The following is a 17,981-nucleotide window of genomic DNA, read 5'->3' on the forward strand; positions in this document are numbered from 1 at the left end:
CAGCGGTCAGTTCGCCTTCAGGCCAGCTTGCGAACGCTCGTGCGGGACGGCTGCAGGACCAGGGCTTTCGACGAATCGGCGTCGACCTTGGCGCCCGGATACACCACCAGCACATCCTTGAGCGCCTTGCGGAACAGCGCGCGGAACTTGCGCTCGCTCTCGGTCTCGGTACCGAACTGCATCTGGAGCGCTTCCCAAGGGATCTCGGTGCGTCGTTGGATCGTGAAGAACCGGTAGGTCAGCCACGAATACACGTCCAGTGCGAACGGCGACTGCTTGAGCGCCTTGAGCGCGCGCATATCGACCGGTACGGGCCGGTTCACCAGCTCGTTGAAGAACGGCTCGGAGAGCACCACGAAGCTMTCGAACATCGAGCCCTGACCGGGCTGCATCGGGTCCCACCACGTCGACAGCTGGTCGGCCAGCAGGTAGCCCACCCGGTCGATCGACAGGGGTTCGTGATTCGGCGTCTGATTGGGCGTCGGCGTCGACTTGTTCTGCACGATCGCAATGGTMGCCGAGAACAGCCGGATCATTTGCTGGCGCACCAGCGTCATGGTTCCGCGCTTGCCGCCGGTGGCCATCGGAATGCCGAGGTTGTACATGAATTCCGACAGCGAATTGCCGAGCGAGATGCGGCGGTCCTCGACCGTGCCCGTAAACTCGCCGCGCTTCTTCTTCGCCATGATTTCCTTGCCGATCCAGGCAAGCATCAAACGCGGATAGGAGCCGTACGGATACCCGAGTGAAACGGTTTCGGAGACGAGCTTCTGACGACCATTGGCCGCTCGTTCGGAGCGCTGCTGCGTGAAGTAGCCCGGCTGGATCATCAGCGAGATGTTGCCGCTGGTGCGCGTCCACACGGGCGGCGCGCCCTTCGGGGCGMGATACGGCAGGGTTACCTGCACGCTGGCGCGGCTCAGGAAGCCCACTTCGCCACTGTGCCAGGCGTCCTCGCGCTCCATCGCCTGGGCCTCGTCGAAGAGGCGCTGGAATTTCTCGGACGGAACCAGGACGTTCTCGTTACCGGGAACGATGATGCGGGAAGGCTCGTGATCCCCTTGCAGGACGGAGCGATCCCCCTCGGTGGCCAGGGAGCGTTTGATGGGCATATTGACGGGCTTCGGATTACCCGCCTTTTTACGCGAACCCGTAAACGTTGTCACGCAGAAACAGGTACGTATACGTTCTTTGTGTGTTTTGGTTGTCCGGTCGCGTTGCCCCCGAGCTTGCGGTTCCCTGTCAGCGCTGACGGGCTTCTCTGCAAGCGATCTGTTTCGGGTGTCGGGTTTCTCACGACTGGCAGGATGGCCGGCATGCGGTGGGCAACCCGCCAGGGTTGTCCACGGTTGGCGGCGCATCAGCTACAAGTAAACGATACCGTTACGGGTTAACTACTTGTAAACCGTATACGGAGGGAAAACGCCGTTGATTTCAAAAGGGAAAAGTACGCCCCGCGAACCCGATTCTGCGTGGAAGCGTACTCGATTCTGCGAAGCCCCGAACCCGAATCTGCGACTGGGCGAACCCGTTTCAGCGGAAACAGCGAACCGGATTCTGCGGGGATAACTCACTGATCCCACAGGCTTTTCCACAGCGGGATGGGCAAAAAGCGTACCTGTTTCTGCGCGAACCGTACCCGACGGCCGTTTCCCTGCGTGGAGGGGCTGTGAACAACCGCGTTATCCCCGCAGAAATGGGTGCGCCGTGAGGTTTCCAGCCAGTCGATGCGTACCCGATTCTGCGGGCCAAGCGGCTCAAAGCGTACCTATTTCTGCGCTGGGCCGGTTCGAAGCCTCCCAGCCTCGTTGCGTACCAGTTTCTGCGGCGTACCCAATTCTGCGAGTTGGCAGCATTTTGCTGCGCTGCCGGGAACCGTACCCATTTCTGCGGCGATTCCAGCGCCAGCAAATGCCAAGTGCGTACCCAATTCTGCGCAAATTGCGGGCGCAATGCGTCAGCCTGCAAAACCAGTCCGACTATAGCATTAGCTTTGCTTAAAAGCCAGTACTCACTCTCAACGTATACCGAATCAAACCGAGGAATCCGCTGCGTACCCGTTTCTGCGCTACGTTKACGCCCCGCAGTGCCGCTCGGAACGTATACATCTCCCGCGCCCTGAGCGACCGTACCCGTTTCTGCGCGTGCATCCACACCTCCGACGTCACCTGCTGCTGAAACCGTACCCATTTCTGCGACCCCATACGAGGCTGCGGACCGTATACGGCGGGCTTTCGCGGCGTACCCGATTCTGCGGGGACAACTCGCGGGGGATTCCCACCCTAGCCAGGCAAAAATCGAAGGAAACCGGCCTCGAGCGATGGGACGCCACAAGCCAATGCGTACCCGTTTCTGCGTGCGATAGCGGCCTGCCGAGGCGACGGCCAGCCGCCAGCCGTACCCATTTCTGCGGAGATCAATCAGGAAGGCGTACCCGTTTCTGCGGCGCGACTGCGCGGGGCACGAAAAAAGACGCACKACAAATTGAAGCCGGTCGACCTGAAGCCCGATCCGGCGGAAAACAGGCGAAAAAAAACCCCGCCAGTGATGGCGGGGCTCTTTCGGTTGCTGGCACACCTTGCGGCGTGCCGGAGCTACCTTGGCTTACAGCGGCGTGATGTTCGCAGCTTGCAGACCCTTCGGGCCGTTCTTGACTTCGAACGACACGCGTTGGTTTTCCTGCAGCGACTTGAAGCCGTCGGCGCGCACTTCGGAGAAGTGGGCGAACAGATCATCACCGCCTGCGTCCGGCTTGATAAAGCCGAAGCCCTTGGCGTCATTGAACCACTTGACGATACCGGTTTGCATGGTATTGCTTTCCAAAAAAAGATAAAAAAGAAACCGATGGTGCACACACCATCGCACTGCCAACTCAAGGAAAGGACACCATGGACAACCGAAGTACCAACGGTGGCTAACGAATGAACTGTTGCCTCGTCGCTTGAATCTAGCTGTGGTTTATACGGGGGATTCGCGGCTTCGTCAAGGTGGGGATTCCCCGCCAGGGGCTGGCACCGTCACGTTGGCCTATGGGATCATCCCGCCTTTTGCCTATTGTCTGTCATGCAGCCCATGGCTGCCGCCCGGGCCGGGCGAGCCAGACGAAAGCAGGCGCAACACATTCCAGGAGACCCGACATGTCCCTACCGGACCCCGCCGAGCGGCCGGGCAGCGATTCCGCGCCCGCCTTCCAGTCCAGCCAGGCCAGCGCCAGCCTGGCCGAGCGCCTGTTCCGCCTGGCCGAGCACAACACGAACGTGCGCACTGAAGTGCTGGCCGGCGTGACCACGTTCCTGACGATGGCGTACATCATCTTCGTCAATCCGAGCATCCTCGGCGATGCCGGTGTGCCCAAGGACGCGGTGTTCGTCGCCACCTGCTTGGCCGCGGCCATCGGCACGCTGATCATGGGGTTCTTTGCGAATTATCCGATCGCGATGGCGCCGGGCATGGGCCTCAACGCCTACTTTGCCTATACAGTCGTCAAAGGCATGGGCCTGCCGTGGGAAGCGGCGCTCGGCGCGGTGTTTATCTCGGGCTGCCTGTTCCTGCTGGTCACGCTGTTCCGCATCCGGGAGATGATCGTCAATGGCATCCCGCATGCGATTCGGGGTGCGATCACGGCGGGCATCGGGCTGTTCCTGGCGATCATCGCGCTGAAGAACGCCGGCATCATCGCGGCCAGCCCGGCCACCCTGGTGACCATCGGCGATCTGCACCAGCCTCCCGCGATCATGGCGACTATCGGGTTCTTCGTGATCGTCGCGCTGGACCGCCTGAAGGTGAAGGGTGCGATCCTGATCGGCATCCTGCTCACCACCGTGCTCAGTTTCCTGTTCGGCGGCAACACCTTCCACGGCGTGTTCTCGGCCCCGCCGTCGATCGCGCCCACGCTGTTCAAGCTAGATATCGCCGGCGCGCTGTCCATCGGCATCATCAACGTGGTGCTGGTCTTTTTCCTGGTCGAGCTGTTCGATGCCACCGGCACACTGATGGGTGTGGCCAACCGCGCCGGGCTGCTCAAGGCTGGCAAGATGCACCGGCTCAACAAGGCGCTGATGGCCGATAGCACTGCCATCATGGCCGGCTCGCTGCTCGGCACGTCGTCGACCACCGCCTATATCGAGAGCGCGTCTGGCGTGCAGGCCGGCGGCCGCACCGGCCTGACCGCCGTGACCGTGGCCGTGCTGTTCCTGGCCTGCCTGTTTATCGCGCCGCTGGCCGGCACGGTGCCGGCGTATGCCACCGCGCCGGCGTTGCTCTATGTCTCCTGCCTGATGCTGCGCGAGCTGGTCGACATCGACTGGACCGATGTCACCGAGGTCGTTCCCGCCGTGCTCACCGTCCTCGGCATGCCGTTTACGTACTCGGTGGCCAATGGCGTCGCGTTCGGCTTTATTGCCTACGCGGTGCTGAAGCCGCTGACCGGCCGCGCGCGCGAAGTACCGGTCATGGCGTGGATCATCGCCGCCGTGTTTCTGTTCAAGTTCTATTACCTGCCGGGGCACTGAAACCGACCGAAAACGTCCGACGCCGTACCCGATTCTGCGTTAAATGTGAGCGCTCATTAACCTGACGGGTCGCCTGCAGTGTGAGATTMTGATCTCACACTAAAGTATGAGACATGGCTGAAACCGATCACTTCGGGCTGGACAAACCGTCTCAAATGCACTGAACTAGAGGCGAAGTAGAAGAAGGGCGCGTGAGAGCGCCCTTTCTTGACTCCGGCCTATATGGAGGGCCGCGGCCCGCGCGCGGYGGCCGCCATCGGCCGAGAGCGTCCAACGAGACCGTCTCGCAGCGGCGGCGGGGCCACCAGGAAGTCACAGAAGTCATAACAGACCACACGGCCGACACGTGTGGCAGACAACAGACAGCTCAAAACCAAACATAGACAGTGGTAATCGTACGCAGTGCCGGGGGTGTTGTTCAACGGGGAACAAATCATGACCGCAGGAGAGATCCGGCGTCCCGAATTCGGGCCCATCAGTGCATCCGCCAGTCGATCGATTCACCGCGCGCCATTGGCCAGTGACGCGTCCKATATTTCACTACGGGACGCCGACCTAGGCGGCCCGGACACCGAAGTCGCCGTGCTGCTCGCCGAGGACACGGAGATTTCGCCGCGCACGCGCCAGGCCGTCGAGGCCCTGATGCAACGCCATCGCATGCTGGCCGAGGAACTCGCGCGCCAGCGCACGCTGCTCCAGGAATGGATCCTGAGCCAGCTCACCTACAAGGCGCTTTACTTCCAGTACTCCGGCCAGTCGCCCGAAGCGCCCAGCGTGGACCTGATGCGCGAGAAAGACATGGTGCGCCGCCGCATCCGCGACGAACTGCACGCCGGCCGTGACTACGACAGCGTGCTCGAAGAACAGTCTCGCAGTCTGTCCAGACCGTGATGCCGACGTTGCGCGCGKGGGAGCCCCCGCAGCCKGCGGAAACCAGCCGGGCCATGTGGCCCGCTTCCGGCCCGATTGCCGGGGTGGCCGCCGCGAACAAAAAGACAAACGTCAGGGAGAACGGCATGGACCGACTGTGCAAAGCGTCGACACGCTCCGCACAGATCGTGCTGGTGTCGCGTTTCGAAGATTTTGGATTCAGTGCCGAGCAATTCGGCCAGGGCTGGGAGATCCGGCGCGTGCAGCAGGTGCGCGACCTGGAGCGCGTGGTGCGGGGCAGTGCCCCCATGGCGGGCATCCTCGACCTGCAATCGACTTATTCCGATGCGGAGCTGACCCAACTGGAGCAGGGCCTCCAGCATCTGCACGTGACCTGGGTGGCGATCACCTCCAACGAGATGATCGAGGACGAACGCATCCGCCGCATGATCCGCGACTATTGCGTGGATTACGTGCGCACCCCGTTCTCGTTCGATGAACTGGCGTACACGCTCAAGCACGCCCACGGCATGGCCAGCCTGCATGGCGTGCGCGCGCCCGAGCATGTGCCGCACGGCCCGATGATCGGCGACTGCAACGTCATGCGCGTGATGTTCCGCTCGCTGGCCAAGGTGGCCCACAACGACGCGCCGGTCTTCATCTCGGGCGAGTCGGGCACCGGCAAGGAACTGGCCGCGCAGGCCGTCCACGAGGCATCGAGCCGCCGCAAGGGCCCGTTCGTGGCGATCAACTGCGGCGCCATTCCCTCGCACCTGGTGCAGTCGGAACTGTTCGGCTACGAGAAAGGCGCCTTCACCGGCGCCAACGCGCGCAAGATCGGCTGGATCGAGCAGGCGCAGGGCGGCACGCTGTTCCTCGATGAAATCGGCGACCTGCCGCTCGAGAGCCAGGTGGCGCTGCTGCGCTTCCTGCAGCAGGGCTGCATCACGCGGCTGGGCGGGCATCAGTCGATTCCGCTCGACCTGCGCATCATCTCGGCCACGCACGTGGACCTGGTGCTGGCGCAGACGGACGGCCGCTTCCGCTCCGACCTGTTCCACCGACTCTGCGTGCTGACGCTGACGATTCCGCCGCTGCGCGATCGGGGCGAAGACATCCTGCTGCTGGCCAACGCGGTGCTGACCGAGCACGGGCACGAGGCCCACCGGCGTATTCGCGGCTTCTCCGCGTGCGCCACGCAGGCGATGATGCAGTACGCCTGGCCGGGCAACGTGCGGGAGCTGATCAACCGGGTCCGGCGCGCCATCGTCATGACGGACAACCGCAAGATCACTGCGGAAGACCTGCAATTGCATGGGGGCGTGGAGTTGCCGCGCAAGACGCTCGATGCCATCCGCGAGGAGGCGGAGCGCGAGGCGATCCGCACGGTGATGGCCAGCCACGGCTTTCACGTGGTGCCGGCGGCGCGCGAACTCAATGTGTCGCGCGTGACGCTGTACCGGCTCATGCACAAGCACAACATCCGCGTCGATTCGCAACCGGGCGCCGTGGCGGAGTAATTCGCCCCGGGCACGCCCGTGCCGAAGTGCCAGGGGGAACCCGGCGACGTCCGCTCGCCGGACCCCCTTCGTCCCACCGCCCGGACAGCAGCGGCAGGCTAGCGCGGCCTGGCCCGCGCGGAGATCGTCCTCAATCTCGATCGCACACAAGAATCGTTCCTGCCTCCCTCCCTTCGTTCCTTAGTCCATTCAACTMATGCTGATCTTGTCGCGCCGGTGCCTTGGCGGCGTGGCGTCGACTGGCCCGCGCGTGGGCAGCGGGTCGCGCGGCTCGGCGCTGTCGCGCGCCTGGCGCTCGTCGGGGTGGTTCGCGCTCTGGTCGGGCGCGAAGGTCAGATCGCCCCAGGCCCAGGCGAAGCTGYGCACATAGCTGTCATTGCTGAGGGCGGCGTGACTGTTGAGGTTGGCGCAGTCGGGCCGGTCGAAGTACGCGTAGTTGCCGGCGAACGCGGCAGTCGTCGCGGTCGAGAGCAGCGCCAGCGCGATGATGGCGGGGACTCTGGCGTTCATGGGTGGCTCACTCCCTTGCTGGAAAAAGGTGCCCGCCGGGGGACGGAGCACGTAAAGCTTTCAAATACTGCAAGCAATGCCGATGTCGGCTGTCATCTCATGTTGTCCCTGCGGCGTGCCCTCAGCCTGCCGGCAACCCGTTGCGGCGCCGGCTGGCGGACACCGCCAGCGTGCGGCTGGCCGCGGCGCAATACKAGGCGATCGGGCGCAGTGGCTGGCGGGGCGACGGAAGCAGGGGCGGCGACAGCAGGTCAATCACGGACGGTGCGGGGCCCGCCAACCGATGGGCGCGCCTGCGTGCCGTCATTCGCGCGGGCGGATGACGCATGGCGGAGGTTCCTCCTGCGTGTCAGTCGAATAGTTGTCTAAGGCGCGTGCTTCTCCCTGCCCGGTACAGAGCGACAAGTGTGCCAATGCGCGCCGAACGCTTGTTTTATAGGGGCTGCGCGACGTCGGCACCTGTGCCAGCCCCGGAACGGGACGCCAGGCGGCGTCGATCGGTTTCGCCGCTGTAACGCAAGCGGACGGAGGCGCGCGTGGTCGTGTGACATGTGGCAGGGCGGCTGGGGCGATCGGCGCGTCATCGCGCGTTGCCCTGGCCCTTGCCAACGCTGCCAAAGTGGGAGGCGGCAGCACATGTCGCCCCCGAATGACCGCGCGGCGGCACGCCGTTGCGCGTGCCGGTGGGGCGGCAGGGCCGATGGCGCGTCCTGATGCGCAGCCCGGACGCGCCCGCACGGAGGCGCGGCACGCGTGTGCACCCGGTTGCAGGGCTGAAACATGAGGGTGGCGGGGAGGATCGACGCAGAAACGGGTACGCTCGCCGGGCGTCGAGCCGGCGTGGCAGGGCAGGGGAGGATGGGCGCGAGGCGCCGGCGGCTAGCGCGGGGTGCCCGACGGGACCGATGCGCTCGGCGCCATCGGTGCCGGACGGTCGCCCGGGGTCACATTGGACGTGGCGCCGGAAATGGGCTTCGGCCCCGGCTGTCCACGCTGTTGTTCGCAGCCGGCCAGCGCCAGCAGGCCAAGGCAGAGCGCGGCAACGGGGCGCCTGATCGAGGTGCGGATCACGGAAGTCTCCTGTTCCTGGCCGGGCGCGGCGGGTCCGCGCGCCGGCGGGTGTGCCTGAACTTACTGTAGCAGGTTGCACCGGCGCCGCTCCGGATGCGCATTATCATGAACGCAGGTCGGACGCGCGCGGTCAGACAGCCCCGGCCGCGTCGTCCATGCTCTGAACGTGACGAGGTCATCACCCTCCACCATCCGAGATCCGGCATGCCTCCTGAACAAGCTTCCCGGCCGCCCGAGGGCGCGCCGCCCCGGCCCCAGCGTGGACGCATCCTGCCCGACCGCCACACGGCCGCGCGCACCTTCCGCGTGGTCTCGGCCGCCATCCAGTCCTGGTTCGAGCACCGCGCGGCCAGCAAGGGCGCGGCGCTCTCCTTCTATATGTTGTTCTCGCTCGCGCCGATCCTGGTGCTTGTGATCTCGATCKCCGGCCTGTTCTTCGGCGCCGAGGCTGCGCGCGGCGAGATCTTCTCCCAGCTCAACGGTCTGGTGGGCGAGCAGGGCKCCGCCGCCATCCAGGGGATTCTGGCCGCCACGCACCGCGCCGGGGGTAGCGGCGTGGCGGCGACCATCGCGTTCGGCATCCTGATCGTCGGCGCGACGAGTGCCTTCGCCGAACTCAAGAGCAGCCTGGACGACATCTGGCACGCCCCGCCCCCGGCTGGCGCGGGCTGGAAGAAGCTGCTCCGCGCGCGGATGTTGTCGTTCAGCATCGTGCTGGCGCTGGCCTTCATGCTGCTGGTCTCGCTGGTGGTCAACGCGGCCCTGGCCGTCATCGACCGCTTCTGGGGCGCGCTGTGGACGGCCTCCTGGTTCGCCCCGGTGGCGGATGCCATTTCCACGGTGTTCTCGTTCTCGGTGGTTACGGCCCTGTTCGCGGTGATCTTCAAGATGCTGCCGAACGCGCGCATCGCCTGGCGGGATGTGACGATGGGCGCGATCATCACCGCGCTGCTGTTCGCCGTAGGCAAGCGGCTGATCGGGATCTATCTGGGGAATAGCGCGGTGGCGTCGTCCTATGGCGCGGCCGGCTCGGTCGTGGCGCTGATGCTGTGGGTGTACTATTCGGCACAAATCTTCTTCTTCGGCGCCGAGCTGACGCGCCAGTACGCGTTGCAGTTCGGCAGCCTGCGCGGGCGGGATCCGGCGATGGAAAACCGCGCGGGGCCGGGTGCCGCGCACGGCGCCACCMCGCCGGGGGCCGCGAACCGGTAAAATACCGCCCCATTCCCTGTGCCCCGCCCGGGGCCCTCCACCCGATCCTGCCTGTCAGTCACCAGATTCCGTTGCCGTGAGCTCGCTCGTTTCCGAAATTGCGCGTCGTCGCACCTTTGCCATCATCTCCCACCCTGACGCGGGTAAGACCACGCTGACCGAAAAACTGCTGTGGTTCGGCGGCGCCATCCAGGTGGCCGGCGAAGTGCGTGCCCGCAAGGCCGACCGCCACGCCACGTCCGACTGGATGGAACTGGAAAAGCAGCGCGGGATCTCGGTGACCTCGTCGGTCATGCAGTTCCCTTACCGCCGCCGGCCGGACGTCCCCGAGAACATCGTCAACCTGCTGGATACCCCGGGCCACGAGGACTTCTCGGAAGACACCTACCGCACGCTGACCGCCGTCGACTCGGCGGTGATGGTGATCGACTCGGTGAACGGCGTGGAAGCGCAGACCATCAAGCTGCTCAACGTCTGCCGCCTGCGCGACACGCCCATCCTGACCTTCATCAACAAGCTCGACCGCGAAGGCCGTTCGCCGATCGAACTGCTCGATGAAATCGAGGACGTGCTCAAGATCCAGTGCGCGCCGATGACCTGGCCGATCGGCATGGGCAAGGCGTTCCGCGGCGTGTATCACATGATCGAGGACAAGGTGCAGCTGTTCGACCCCAAGGGCGAGAAGGGCACCGCCGCGATCCTGGACGGGCTGGACAACCCCGAACTCGACCGCATCCTGGGCAGCCAGGCGGACGAGTTGCGCGTGGAAATCGAACTGGTACGCGGTGCATCGCATACCTTCGACAGGGAAGCCTTTCTCTCCGGCAAGCAGACCCCGGTCTACTTCGGCTCGGCGATCAACAACTTCGGCGTGCAGTCGATGCTGGACGCGCTGTGCGAGCTGTCGCCCCCGCCGCTGGCCCGCCAGACCGAGAGCCGCGTGGTGGAGCCCGAGGAAGCCAAGTTCACCGGCTTCGTGTTCAAGATCCAGGCGAACATGGACCCGCGCCACCGCGACCGCATCGCCTTCGTGCGCGTCTGCTCGGGCAAGTTCGACCGGGGCATGAAGCTGCTGCACGTCTCGGCCGGCAAGACGGTGGCCATCAACAACGCCATCACCTTCATGGCGCAGGACCGCAACACCACCGAGGAAGCCTACGCAGGCGACATCATCGGCGTGCCGAACCACGGCACGATCCGCCTCGGCGATGTGTTCACCGAGGGCGAGGGACTCAAGTTCACGGGGATTCCGTCATTCGCGCCCGAGTTCTTCCGCCGCGCGCGGCTGAACAACCCGCTCAAGGTCAAGCAGTTGCAGAAGGGGTTGCAGCAGCTGGCCGAAGAGGGCGCGACGCAGATGTTCCGCCCGCTGGCGTCGAACGATCTGGTGCTCGGCGCGGTCGGTATCCTGCAGTTCGATGTGGTGGCGCACCGGCTGGAGCACGAGTACGGGGTCGATGCGATCTTCGAATCGCATGAATGCGCCACGGCGCGCTGGCTGCGTGGCGATGCTGCCGAGATCGAGAAGCTGATCGAGAAGGCCGGCCACAACGTGGCGCTGGACGGCGCCGGTGACCACGTCTACCTGGCACCCAGCATGGTCAACCTGCGCCTGACGCAGGAGCGCTTCCCGAACCTCCAGTTCCTGGAAACGCGCGAGATCGTCTGACCTGGGGAAGTGGGGATCGTGCCGCTGGCTCAATCCCTCTCCCCCGGCCCCTCTCCCGCATGCGGGAGAGGGGAGCAAACCGGCAGCGTTTGAGCTGCCAGCACAATCGCTCAATACGCCAGCGATGCCTGGATGTAGAACGTACGCGGCATGCCCACGTACTTGCCGAAGTTGTTGTCGGTCGAGCGCGTGAAGTAGCGGCGATCGAACACGTTCTTGATCCCCACTGCCAGCTTCAGGTTCTGCGCCGACTTGCCGAAGTCGTAGCCCAGGCGCATGTTCATCAGCGCGTAGCCCGGAATATCGCCCAGCCGGCCATCGGCCGTCTCCGCCGTCTGGTAGGCGGTGGCCGTGGCGGGGTCGCCCGGCGAACGCTGCTTCGACTGCGCGAAGCCATCCAGGTTGAACGCCCAGCGGTTGCGCGCATAGCGCATACCCAGCGTGGCCACGTGGCGCGAGTAGAACGGCAGGTCGCGGCCGGCGAAGTTGCCCTGGTTGTACGTGGCGTCGGTGAACGTGTACGTGGCGTACGCGCTCAGGCCGGCCAGCGTCTTCGACAGCGTGCCGAAGTCATAGCGGATCGACGATTCCACGCCCCGGTGCGTCGTGGCGCCGAGGTTGGTCCACGCGTCCGGCGCGCCGCCTGTGCCGCCACGCAGCTGCAGTTCGTCGTCGAAGTCGATGTTGAACAGCGTCAGCTCGCCGCCCCAGCCGTTGGTGCTGTTGAAGTGCGTGCCGACCTCGTAGGTCTTGGCCTTCTCCGGCACGAGGCCGTTGGTGGTCGAGGCGATCTGGAAATACTGCAGCGGCCCGAACGACACGCCGGCGTTGGCGAACGCGGTCCAGTTGTCGCTGATGTGGTACAGCACGGCCAGCGACGGCAGCGGCTCGTTCGACGACACATCGGTGCGCACGTTGGTGAAGCGGTCGGTCAGGTCCGAGCGGATGAATTCGTAGCGCAGGCCGGGCGTGATGGTCCAGTTGCCGAAATTGATCGTGTCATCGATATAGACCGCATTGGCCGTGGTGCCGCCCGTGCGCCACTGGTAGACCGGCGCGGCGAGGTCCGGCGCGTTCACCGAGCCGGGCCGATAGAACGCCGTGCGAGTGGCTTGTTCATCACTTGCTTCGCGCAGGTAGCGGTAGCCCACGCTCACTTCGTTGCTGACGCTGCCGGTACGGAAGAGCTGCGAGTAGCGCGGCTCGAAGGCGAACACGTGGTAATTACGCGGCGCCGTGGTCAGGCGGCGCTGTCGCTTCCAGGTTGCCGAGCGACAGCGGTGCCATCGACAACTGCGGCTGGCCATACGGCGCCACAGCCAGCGGCACCCCGTCCATCAGGATCGTGGAGCGCGGCGAAAGCCGCGAGGTCAGGCCGCGCACGCCCACGTTCAGCGAGATGTCGCTGCCGCCCGTACCGTTGCTGTCCTGGACCTGCACGCCGGGAATGCGGCGGAGCACATCGCGCACATTGTTCGCGCCGGTCTCCTTGATCGCTTCGCGGTCGACGATGGTCCGCGCGCCCGGGTGCTCAAGCACCTTTTCCTCGTTCGGCGCCTCGAGCCAGTTGCCGACCACCGTCACGGCGTTCAGCGTGCTGCCGTTGGCAGGGGCGTTCGGGGTTTCGGCGGATTCGGGAGCGGTTTGTGCCGAGACCGACACAGAGAGGCAGAGCAGGGCGACGCCAGTGGCGGCGACGTTGAGGCGAAATGCGGGCAGCACGATGAGGTCCAGGGAATACTTGCCAAAAGTTGCCCGGATTATAAATACGAATGATTCCCATGACGGCGCAATTTGTCCCCGGTGTGGCGGGAATGCATCAACATTGATACATGGAGAATTCAGCGCCCTCGGGTCGGGTCGGCTAGAATTCTCAGCTTTGTACGATGACCGACGAGCCGCGCGCCCGTTTGCCATCACGTGTGTCATCCGGCGCACATCGCATCCCTTCCTGCCGCCCCCCATGTCCACCGCCACACCTGTGCCGGCCGCCGAGCCGGACACCGTTTTCCGCGACCCCGCCTTCCGACATTTCTGGTTCGCCAGACTCTGCACGACCATCGGCTACCAGATCTTCACGGTGGCGGTGGGCTGGCAGATGTACGACCTCACGCGCGATCCCTTCATGCTCGGCATGGTCGGGCTGGTGCAGTTCCTGCCGTCGATCGTTTTGCTGCTGATGTCCGGCCACGTGGCCGACCGCTTCGACCGCCGGCGGATCGTGCGTACCTGCCAGGCGCTGGAAGCGGTGATTGCCGTGTCGATGGCCGTGGCGAGCTTCTCGGGCGGGATCACGCGCGAGTACATCTTCCTGTTCGTGGCGGCCATCGGCGCCTGTCGCGCGTTCGAGACGCCCACGCTCCAGGCGCTGCTGCCCAGCGTGGTCACGCCGCGCCAGCTGCCGCGCGCGGTGGCGCTGGCCAGTTCCGCCAGCCAGACCGCCATCATCATCGGCCCGGCGCTGGGCGGCTTCGCCTACGTGGCGGGCCCGGGCGTGGTCTATTCCATCAGCGCCGTGCTGTTCGCCATCGCCGCCGTGCTGGTGGCCACGCTCAAGCTGCGCCAGGCCGCGCAGCGGCTGACCACGCCGGTCAGCATCAAGACGCTGTTTGCCGGCTTTGCCTATATCCGCAGCCATCAGGTGCTGCTGGGCGCGGTGTCACTGGACCTGTTCGYGGTGCTGCTCGGCGGCGCCACCGCGCTGCTGCCGATCTATGCGCGGGACATCCTCCACACCGGCCCCTGGGGGCTGGGGCTGCTGCGCTCCTCGCCAGCCATCGGCGCGCTGGTCACGGCGCTCTGGCTGGCGCGGAACCCGCTGAACCGGCGCGTGGGCCGCGTGATGTTCGGCGCGGTGGCGCTGTTCGGCGTGGCGACGATGGTCTTCGGCATTTCCAGCTGGCTGCCGCTCTCGATGGGGGCGCTGGTGGTGCTGGGCGCGTCGGACATGATCAGCGTGGTGGTGCGCCAGACGCTGGTGCAGCTCGATACCCCGGACGACATGCGGGGTCGCGTGGGGGCGGTCAACTCGGTGTTTATCGGGGCGTCGAACCAGCTTGGCGAGTTCGAATCGGGCGTCACGGCGGCGCTGCTCGGGCCCGTGGGCGCGGTGCTGCTGGGCGGCGCCGGCACGGTGCTGGTGGTGTTCGCGTGGATGCGGCTGTTCCCGGCGCTGGCCGACCGAGACCGCCTGCACGATCATCCCCACGACCGCCCGGCCCCGGCGCGCTGACCGCTTCCGATCCGGGCAAAGCGTACCCGTTTCTGCGCACACCTTCCCGCCGGGCCCTGCTGCCCGCGCTCTCCATGCAGGGATTACAACGGCTCACGGCCGAAAGTTGTAATCCCTGCACTCCCTCTGCCTTTTCTCCCCCGACTGTGATGTAAGCGGCGCGCCGTGCGGGCCGCCGTGAGCCATTGCGTGGCAACGGCCCACGCAGAAACGGGTACGCTTTGGGATTGCCCGGCGGGCTGGCTGGCACGTCCTTCGCAAGTCGGCCCGGGTTGCACTGAGGAGCGAACGCATGGAATTGCCGTATATCGACGCCGACAAAGTCCAGGCCACCTGGGCCTATCTCACCCAGTTCGCGGTCAGTCAGGGGCTGAACTGCCTCGCCGCGCTGGCCATCCTGCTTGCCGGCTGGTGGCTCTCCGGCCGCGCCGCGCGGGCCGTCAGGCAGGGCCTCCATCACACCCATGTGGACGACACACTGCGGCCGATGCTGGCGAGCGTGGCCCAGTGGGTGGTGCGGGTGCTGACCGTGGTGCTTGTGCTGTCGCAGTTCGGCGTGCAGACCGCGAGCATCATCGCCATGCTCGGCGCCGCCGGCCTGGCCATCGGCCTGGCGCTGCAGGGCACGCTCCAGAACATCGCCGCCGGGATCATGCTGGTGCTGCTGCGCCCGTTCCGCGTCGGCCAGTACATCGACGCCCAGGGTGTGGCCGGCACCGTGCGCGAGACCGGGCTGTTCATGACCGAGCTGACGACTTTCGACGGGGTCTGCCTGCGCGTGCCCAACGGCAAGCTCTGGGGCAGTTCGATCATGAACTACAGCGAGAACGTCACGCGGCGCATGGATATCGAGATCGCCGTGACCTTCGACAGCCCCGTGCAGGCTGGGCTGGATGCCCTCAAGGCCATGCTGGCCAAGGAGCCGCGGCTGCTGGCCGAGCCCAGGCCCGAGGTCATGGTGACGAAGTACACCGACCGGGGCATCGCGCTGAACGCGCGCTACTGGACCTCGAATGACGATTTCTGGAACGTGCAGTTCGGCTTCTTCAGCAAGCTGAAGCCCACGCTGGAAGCCGCCGGCTGCCGGATCGCCGTGCCGGTGCAGGAAGTCCACGTGCCGGAGATGGATGAGGAGGCGCTGGCAGACGGGGCCGACGGCGACGGCAAGGCGGACCGCTACGACGCCCGCCGCACCCCGCCGCGCCGGCCGAACTAGCGCGGCTCCACCCCTTCGTCCGCGAACAGCGAGCACGCGCCGGTCTCGGCCGTGCTCACATGGGCGCGGAAGCCGCCGAACAGGTCGCGCCCCACGCCGTGCCGGTTGCGCGAGAGATCAGGCCGATCCGCCTCGCGCGCCGCCAGGTCGGCATCGGCCAGCTTTACGGTCAGCACGCCGGCTGGCGCGTCCACACGCACGATGTCGCCGGTGCGCACCTTGCCGAGGGCCCCGCCCAGCAGCGCCTCCGGGCAGACGTGGATGGCCGCCGGCACCTTGCCCGACGCCCCCGACATCCGCCCATCCGTCACCAGCGCCACGTGGAAGCCACGGTCCTGCAGCAGCGTCAGCGTAGGCGTGAGCTTGTGCAGTTCGGGCATGCCGCACGACGCCGGCCCCTGCCACGGCAGCACCGCCACGAAATCGCGCTCGAGTTCGCCGCGCTTGAAGGCGTCCAGCAGGTCATCCTGCCGTTCGAAGACGATGGCCGGCGCCTCCACCACCTGATGTTCGGGTTTCACGGCGGATGTCTTGATAACACATCGCCCGAGATTGCCGTCGAGCAGCTTGATCCCGCCATCGGGCGCGAACGGCTGGTCGGGCAGGCGCACGATGGTGTCGTCGAGCGAGGCCGTGGGGCCGTCGATCCAGGTCAGCTTGCCGTCGCGCAGCACCGGCTCGCGCGTGTAGTCGGCCAGCCCCTTGCCGGCGATGGTGGTCACGTCGTCGTGCAGCAGCCCCAGCGTCAGCAGGCCGCGAATCACCACTGCCAGCCCGCCGGCCGCCTGGAACTGGTTCACATCGGCCTTGCCGTTCGGGTAGACGCGCGCCAGCAGCGGCACCACGGCGGAGAGTTCATCGAAGTCGTCCCAGGTCAGCTGGATGCCAGCCACGCGCGCCATGGCGATCAGGTGCAGCGTGTGATTGGTGGACCCGCCCGTGGCCACCAGCCCGACGATGCCGTTGACGAATGCGCGTTCGTCKAGCACATCGGCCACCGGGGTGTAGCGCTCGCCGCCATGCACCAGCGTCAGCGCGTGGGTGGCCGCATGGCGCGTCAGCGCCTCGCGCAGCGGCGTGCCGGGGTTGATGAAGGCGGTGCCCGGCAGGTGCAGGCCCATGATCTCCATCAGCATCTGGTTCGAGTTGGCGGTGCCGTAGAAGGTGCAGGTGCCCGGGCCGTGGTAGGACCGGGTCTCGGCTTCCAGCAGCTCCACGCGCCCGATCTTGCCTTCCGCGTAGAGCTGGCGGATGTGCGCCTTCTCCTCGTTGCCGATGCCGGTGGTCATCGGCCCGCCCGGCACGAACACGGCCGGCAGGTGGCCGAAGGACAGCGCGCCCATCACCAGGCCGGGCACGATCTTGTCGCAGACGCCCAGGTACAGCACGCCGTCGAACATCTGGTGGGACAGCGCCACGGCGGTGGCCATGGCGATCACGTCGCGCGAGAACAGCGACAGGTCCATGCCGTCCTGGCCCTGCGTCACGCCATCGCACATGGCCGGGGTGCCCCCGGCGAACTGCGCCGTGCCGCCGGCGGCCAGCGCGGCCTCCTTGATCCAGCGCGGGAACGCTTCCAGCGGCTGGTGGGCGGACAGCATGTCGTTATAGGCCGAGACGATGGCCAGGTTGGGGCGCTCCTGCGCCTTGAGGCGGATCTTGGCGTCGTCCGGCATGGCGGCCACGCCGTGGGCGAGGTTGGTGCAGGACAGGTTGGCGCGCTCGACCTTCTGCCCGGCCATGGCGCGGGTGCGGTCGAGGTAAGCCTGGCGCGTGGCGTGGCTGCGGGTCACGATGCGGGCCGTAACCCGCTCCAGGACAGGGTGGCGTGGCATGGAGTGTTCTCCTGTGAGGCGTGGGGCGCTTCGTGCGGCGCTCCATCAGCGTAGTCCAAATCGGCCGGATGCGCCCCGGGGCGGCTGGGGCGCGAAGTGAGCGGATACAGGTCGGATCGCTCACACGCCCGGATGTTCCGCGCCGGCCTGTGACAACGGTGTGAACCCCGGTGCGACCCCCGTGTGCCGTCCGCGACGCTACGCAGAAACGGGTACGCTCGGGGTCCGCCCGCCGGCCGAATCCGCCCCGCCCACTGCCCAATCCCGGGCGAGTGACGTAACATGGCCGGAACTTATCCGCCCCTCGCCGGCACTCAGTAGAGGCCGGGGCGCCC

Annotated in this window: 11 protein-coding genes and 1 pseudogene; 7 read left to right on the forward strand and 5 right to left on the reverse strand. The window is 66.2% G+C overall.

Translation table 11 applies throughout. The features are described from left to right. Window positions 1–17 precede the first annotated feature (17 nt). Both AC1EJR_RS00235 and AC1EJR_RS00240 read right to left on the reverse strand, forming a co-directional pair. Complete coding sequence (locus AC1EJR_RS00235; RefSeq protein ID WP_477146779.1) at window positions 18–1,112, reverse strand: replication protein RepA; 1,095 nt, start codon at window positions 1,110–1,112, stop codon at window positions 18–20. A 1,492-nt stretch (window positions 1,113–2,604) separates the two neighbouring features. Next, window positions 2,605–2,808, reverse strand: a complete 204-nt coding sequence (locus tag AC1EJR_RS00240; RefSeq protein WP_008646365.1) for a cold-shock protein — start codon at window positions 2,806–2,808, stop codon at window positions 2,605–2,607. Between the two features lie 329 nt (window positions 2,809–3,137). Between AC1EJR_RS00240 and AC1EJR_RS00245 the strand changes: the two genes are divergently transcribed. The 3 genes from AC1EJR_RS00245 to AC1EJR_RS00255 all read left to right on the forward strand — a co-directional run bounded on the left by AC1EJR_RS00245 (window position 3,138) and on the right by AC1EJR_RS00255 (window position 6,901). Continuing rightward, a complete protein-coding gene (locus AC1EJR_RS00245) occupies window positions 3,138–4,511 on the forward strand; it encodes an NCS2 family permease (protein WP_092294190.1) in 1,374 nt (457 codons plus the stop codon). 435 nt (window positions 4,512–4,946) lie between these two features. Further along, window positions 4,947–5,402: a hypothetical protein gene (locus AC1EJR_RS00250; protein ID WP_477146780.1), complete on the forward strand. Its 456-nt coding sequence runs from the start codon at window positions 4,947–4,949 to the stop codon at window positions 5,400–5,402. Between the two features lie 125 nt (window positions 5,403–5,527). Beyond that, window positions 5,528–6,901, forward strand: a complete 1,374-nt coding sequence (locus tag AC1EJR_RS00255) for a sigma-54-dependent transcriptional regulator (protein ID WP_092294389.1) — start codon at window positions 5,528–5,530, stop codon at window positions 6,899–6,901. Window positions 6,902–7,090: 189 nt separating this feature from the next. Here AC1EJR_RS00255 and AC1EJR_RS00260 read toward each other — a convergent pair whose 3' ends face one another. After that, window positions 7,091–7,411: a hypothetical protein gene (locus AC1EJR_RS00260; protein ID WP_477146781.1), complete on the reverse strand. Its 321-nt coding sequence runs from the start codon at window positions 7,409–7,411 to the stop codon at window positions 7,091–7,093. Between the two features lie 1,275 nt (window positions 7,412–8,686). On the opposite strand from AC1EJR_RS00260, the gene AC1EJR_RS00265 reads away from it, so the two are divergent. Further along, window positions 8,687–9,694, forward strand: coding sequence for a YihY/virulence factor BrkB family protein (locus tag AC1EJR_RS00265; RefSeq protein ID WP_477146782.1), 1,008 nt, complete (start codon window positions 8,687–8,689; stop codon window positions 9,692–9,694). Between the two features lie 76 nt (window positions 9,695–9,770). Further along, on the forward strand, window positions 9,771–11,363 hold the full coding sequence (locus tag AC1EJR_RS00270; protein ID WP_092294181.1) for a peptide chain release factor 3: 1,593 nt from the start codon (window positions 9,771–9,773) through the stop codon (window positions 11,361–11,363). Between the two features lie 110 nt (window positions 11,364–11,473). Here the strand turns inward: AC1EJR_RS00270 and AC1EJR_RS00275 are convergent. Beyond that, window positions 11,474–13,085 (reverse strand): annotated as a pseudogene (locus AC1EJR_RS00275) (TonB-dependent receptor family protein). A gap of 241 nt (window positions 13,086–13,326) precedes the next feature. Between AC1EJR_RS00275 and AC1EJR_RS00280 the strand changes: the two are divergent. Continuing rightward, the gene (locus tag AC1EJR_RS00280) at window positions 13,327–14,595 is read left to right on the forward strand and encodes an MFS transporter (protein WP_477146783.1); all 1,269 of its coding nucleotides are present in this window, start codon (window positions 13,327–13,329) and stop codon (window positions 14,593–14,595) included. A 292-nt stretch (window positions 14,596–14,887) separates the two neighbouring features. Beyond that, on the forward strand, window positions 14,888–15,811 hold the full coding sequence (locus AC1EJR_RS00285; protein WP_092294175.1) for a mechanosensitive ion channel family protein: 924 nt from the start codon (window positions 14,888–14,890) through the stop codon (window positions 15,809–15,811). On the opposite strand, the gene edd is transcribed toward AC1EJR_RS00285, so the two are convergent. Continuing rightward, window positions 15,808–17,646, reverse strand: a complete 1,839-nt coding sequence (gene edd, locus AC1EJR_RS00290) for a phosphogluconate dehydratase (protein WP_441591193.1) — start codon at window positions 17,644–17,646, stop codon at window positions 15,808–15,810. The two genes, AC1EJR_RS00285 and edd, sit on opposite strands and share 4 nt — an antisense overlap. Window positions 17,647–17,981: the final 335 nt, after the last annotated feature.

This window comes from Cupriavidus sp. 05T42 (assembly GCF_056396345.1).

Bases quoted from the DNA above. Each gene is read 5' to 3' on its own strand.
- AC1EJR_RS00240 (WP_008646365.1), bottom strand. From the start codon at position 2,808: ATGCAAACCGGTATCGTCAAGTGGTTCAATGACGCCAAGGGCTTCGGC.
- AC1EJR_RS00245 (WP_092294190.1), top strand. From the start codon at position 3,138: ATGTCCCTACCGGACCCCGCCGAGCGGCCGGGCAGCGATTCCGCGCCC.
- AC1EJR_RS00255 (WP_092294389.1), top strand. From the start codon at position 5,528: ATGGACCGACTGTGCAAAGCGTCGACACGCTCCGCACAGATCGTGCTG.
- AC1EJR_RS00285 (WP_092294175.1), top strand. From the start codon at position 14,888: ATGGAATTGCCGTATATCGACGCCGACAAAGTCCAGGCCACCTGGGCC.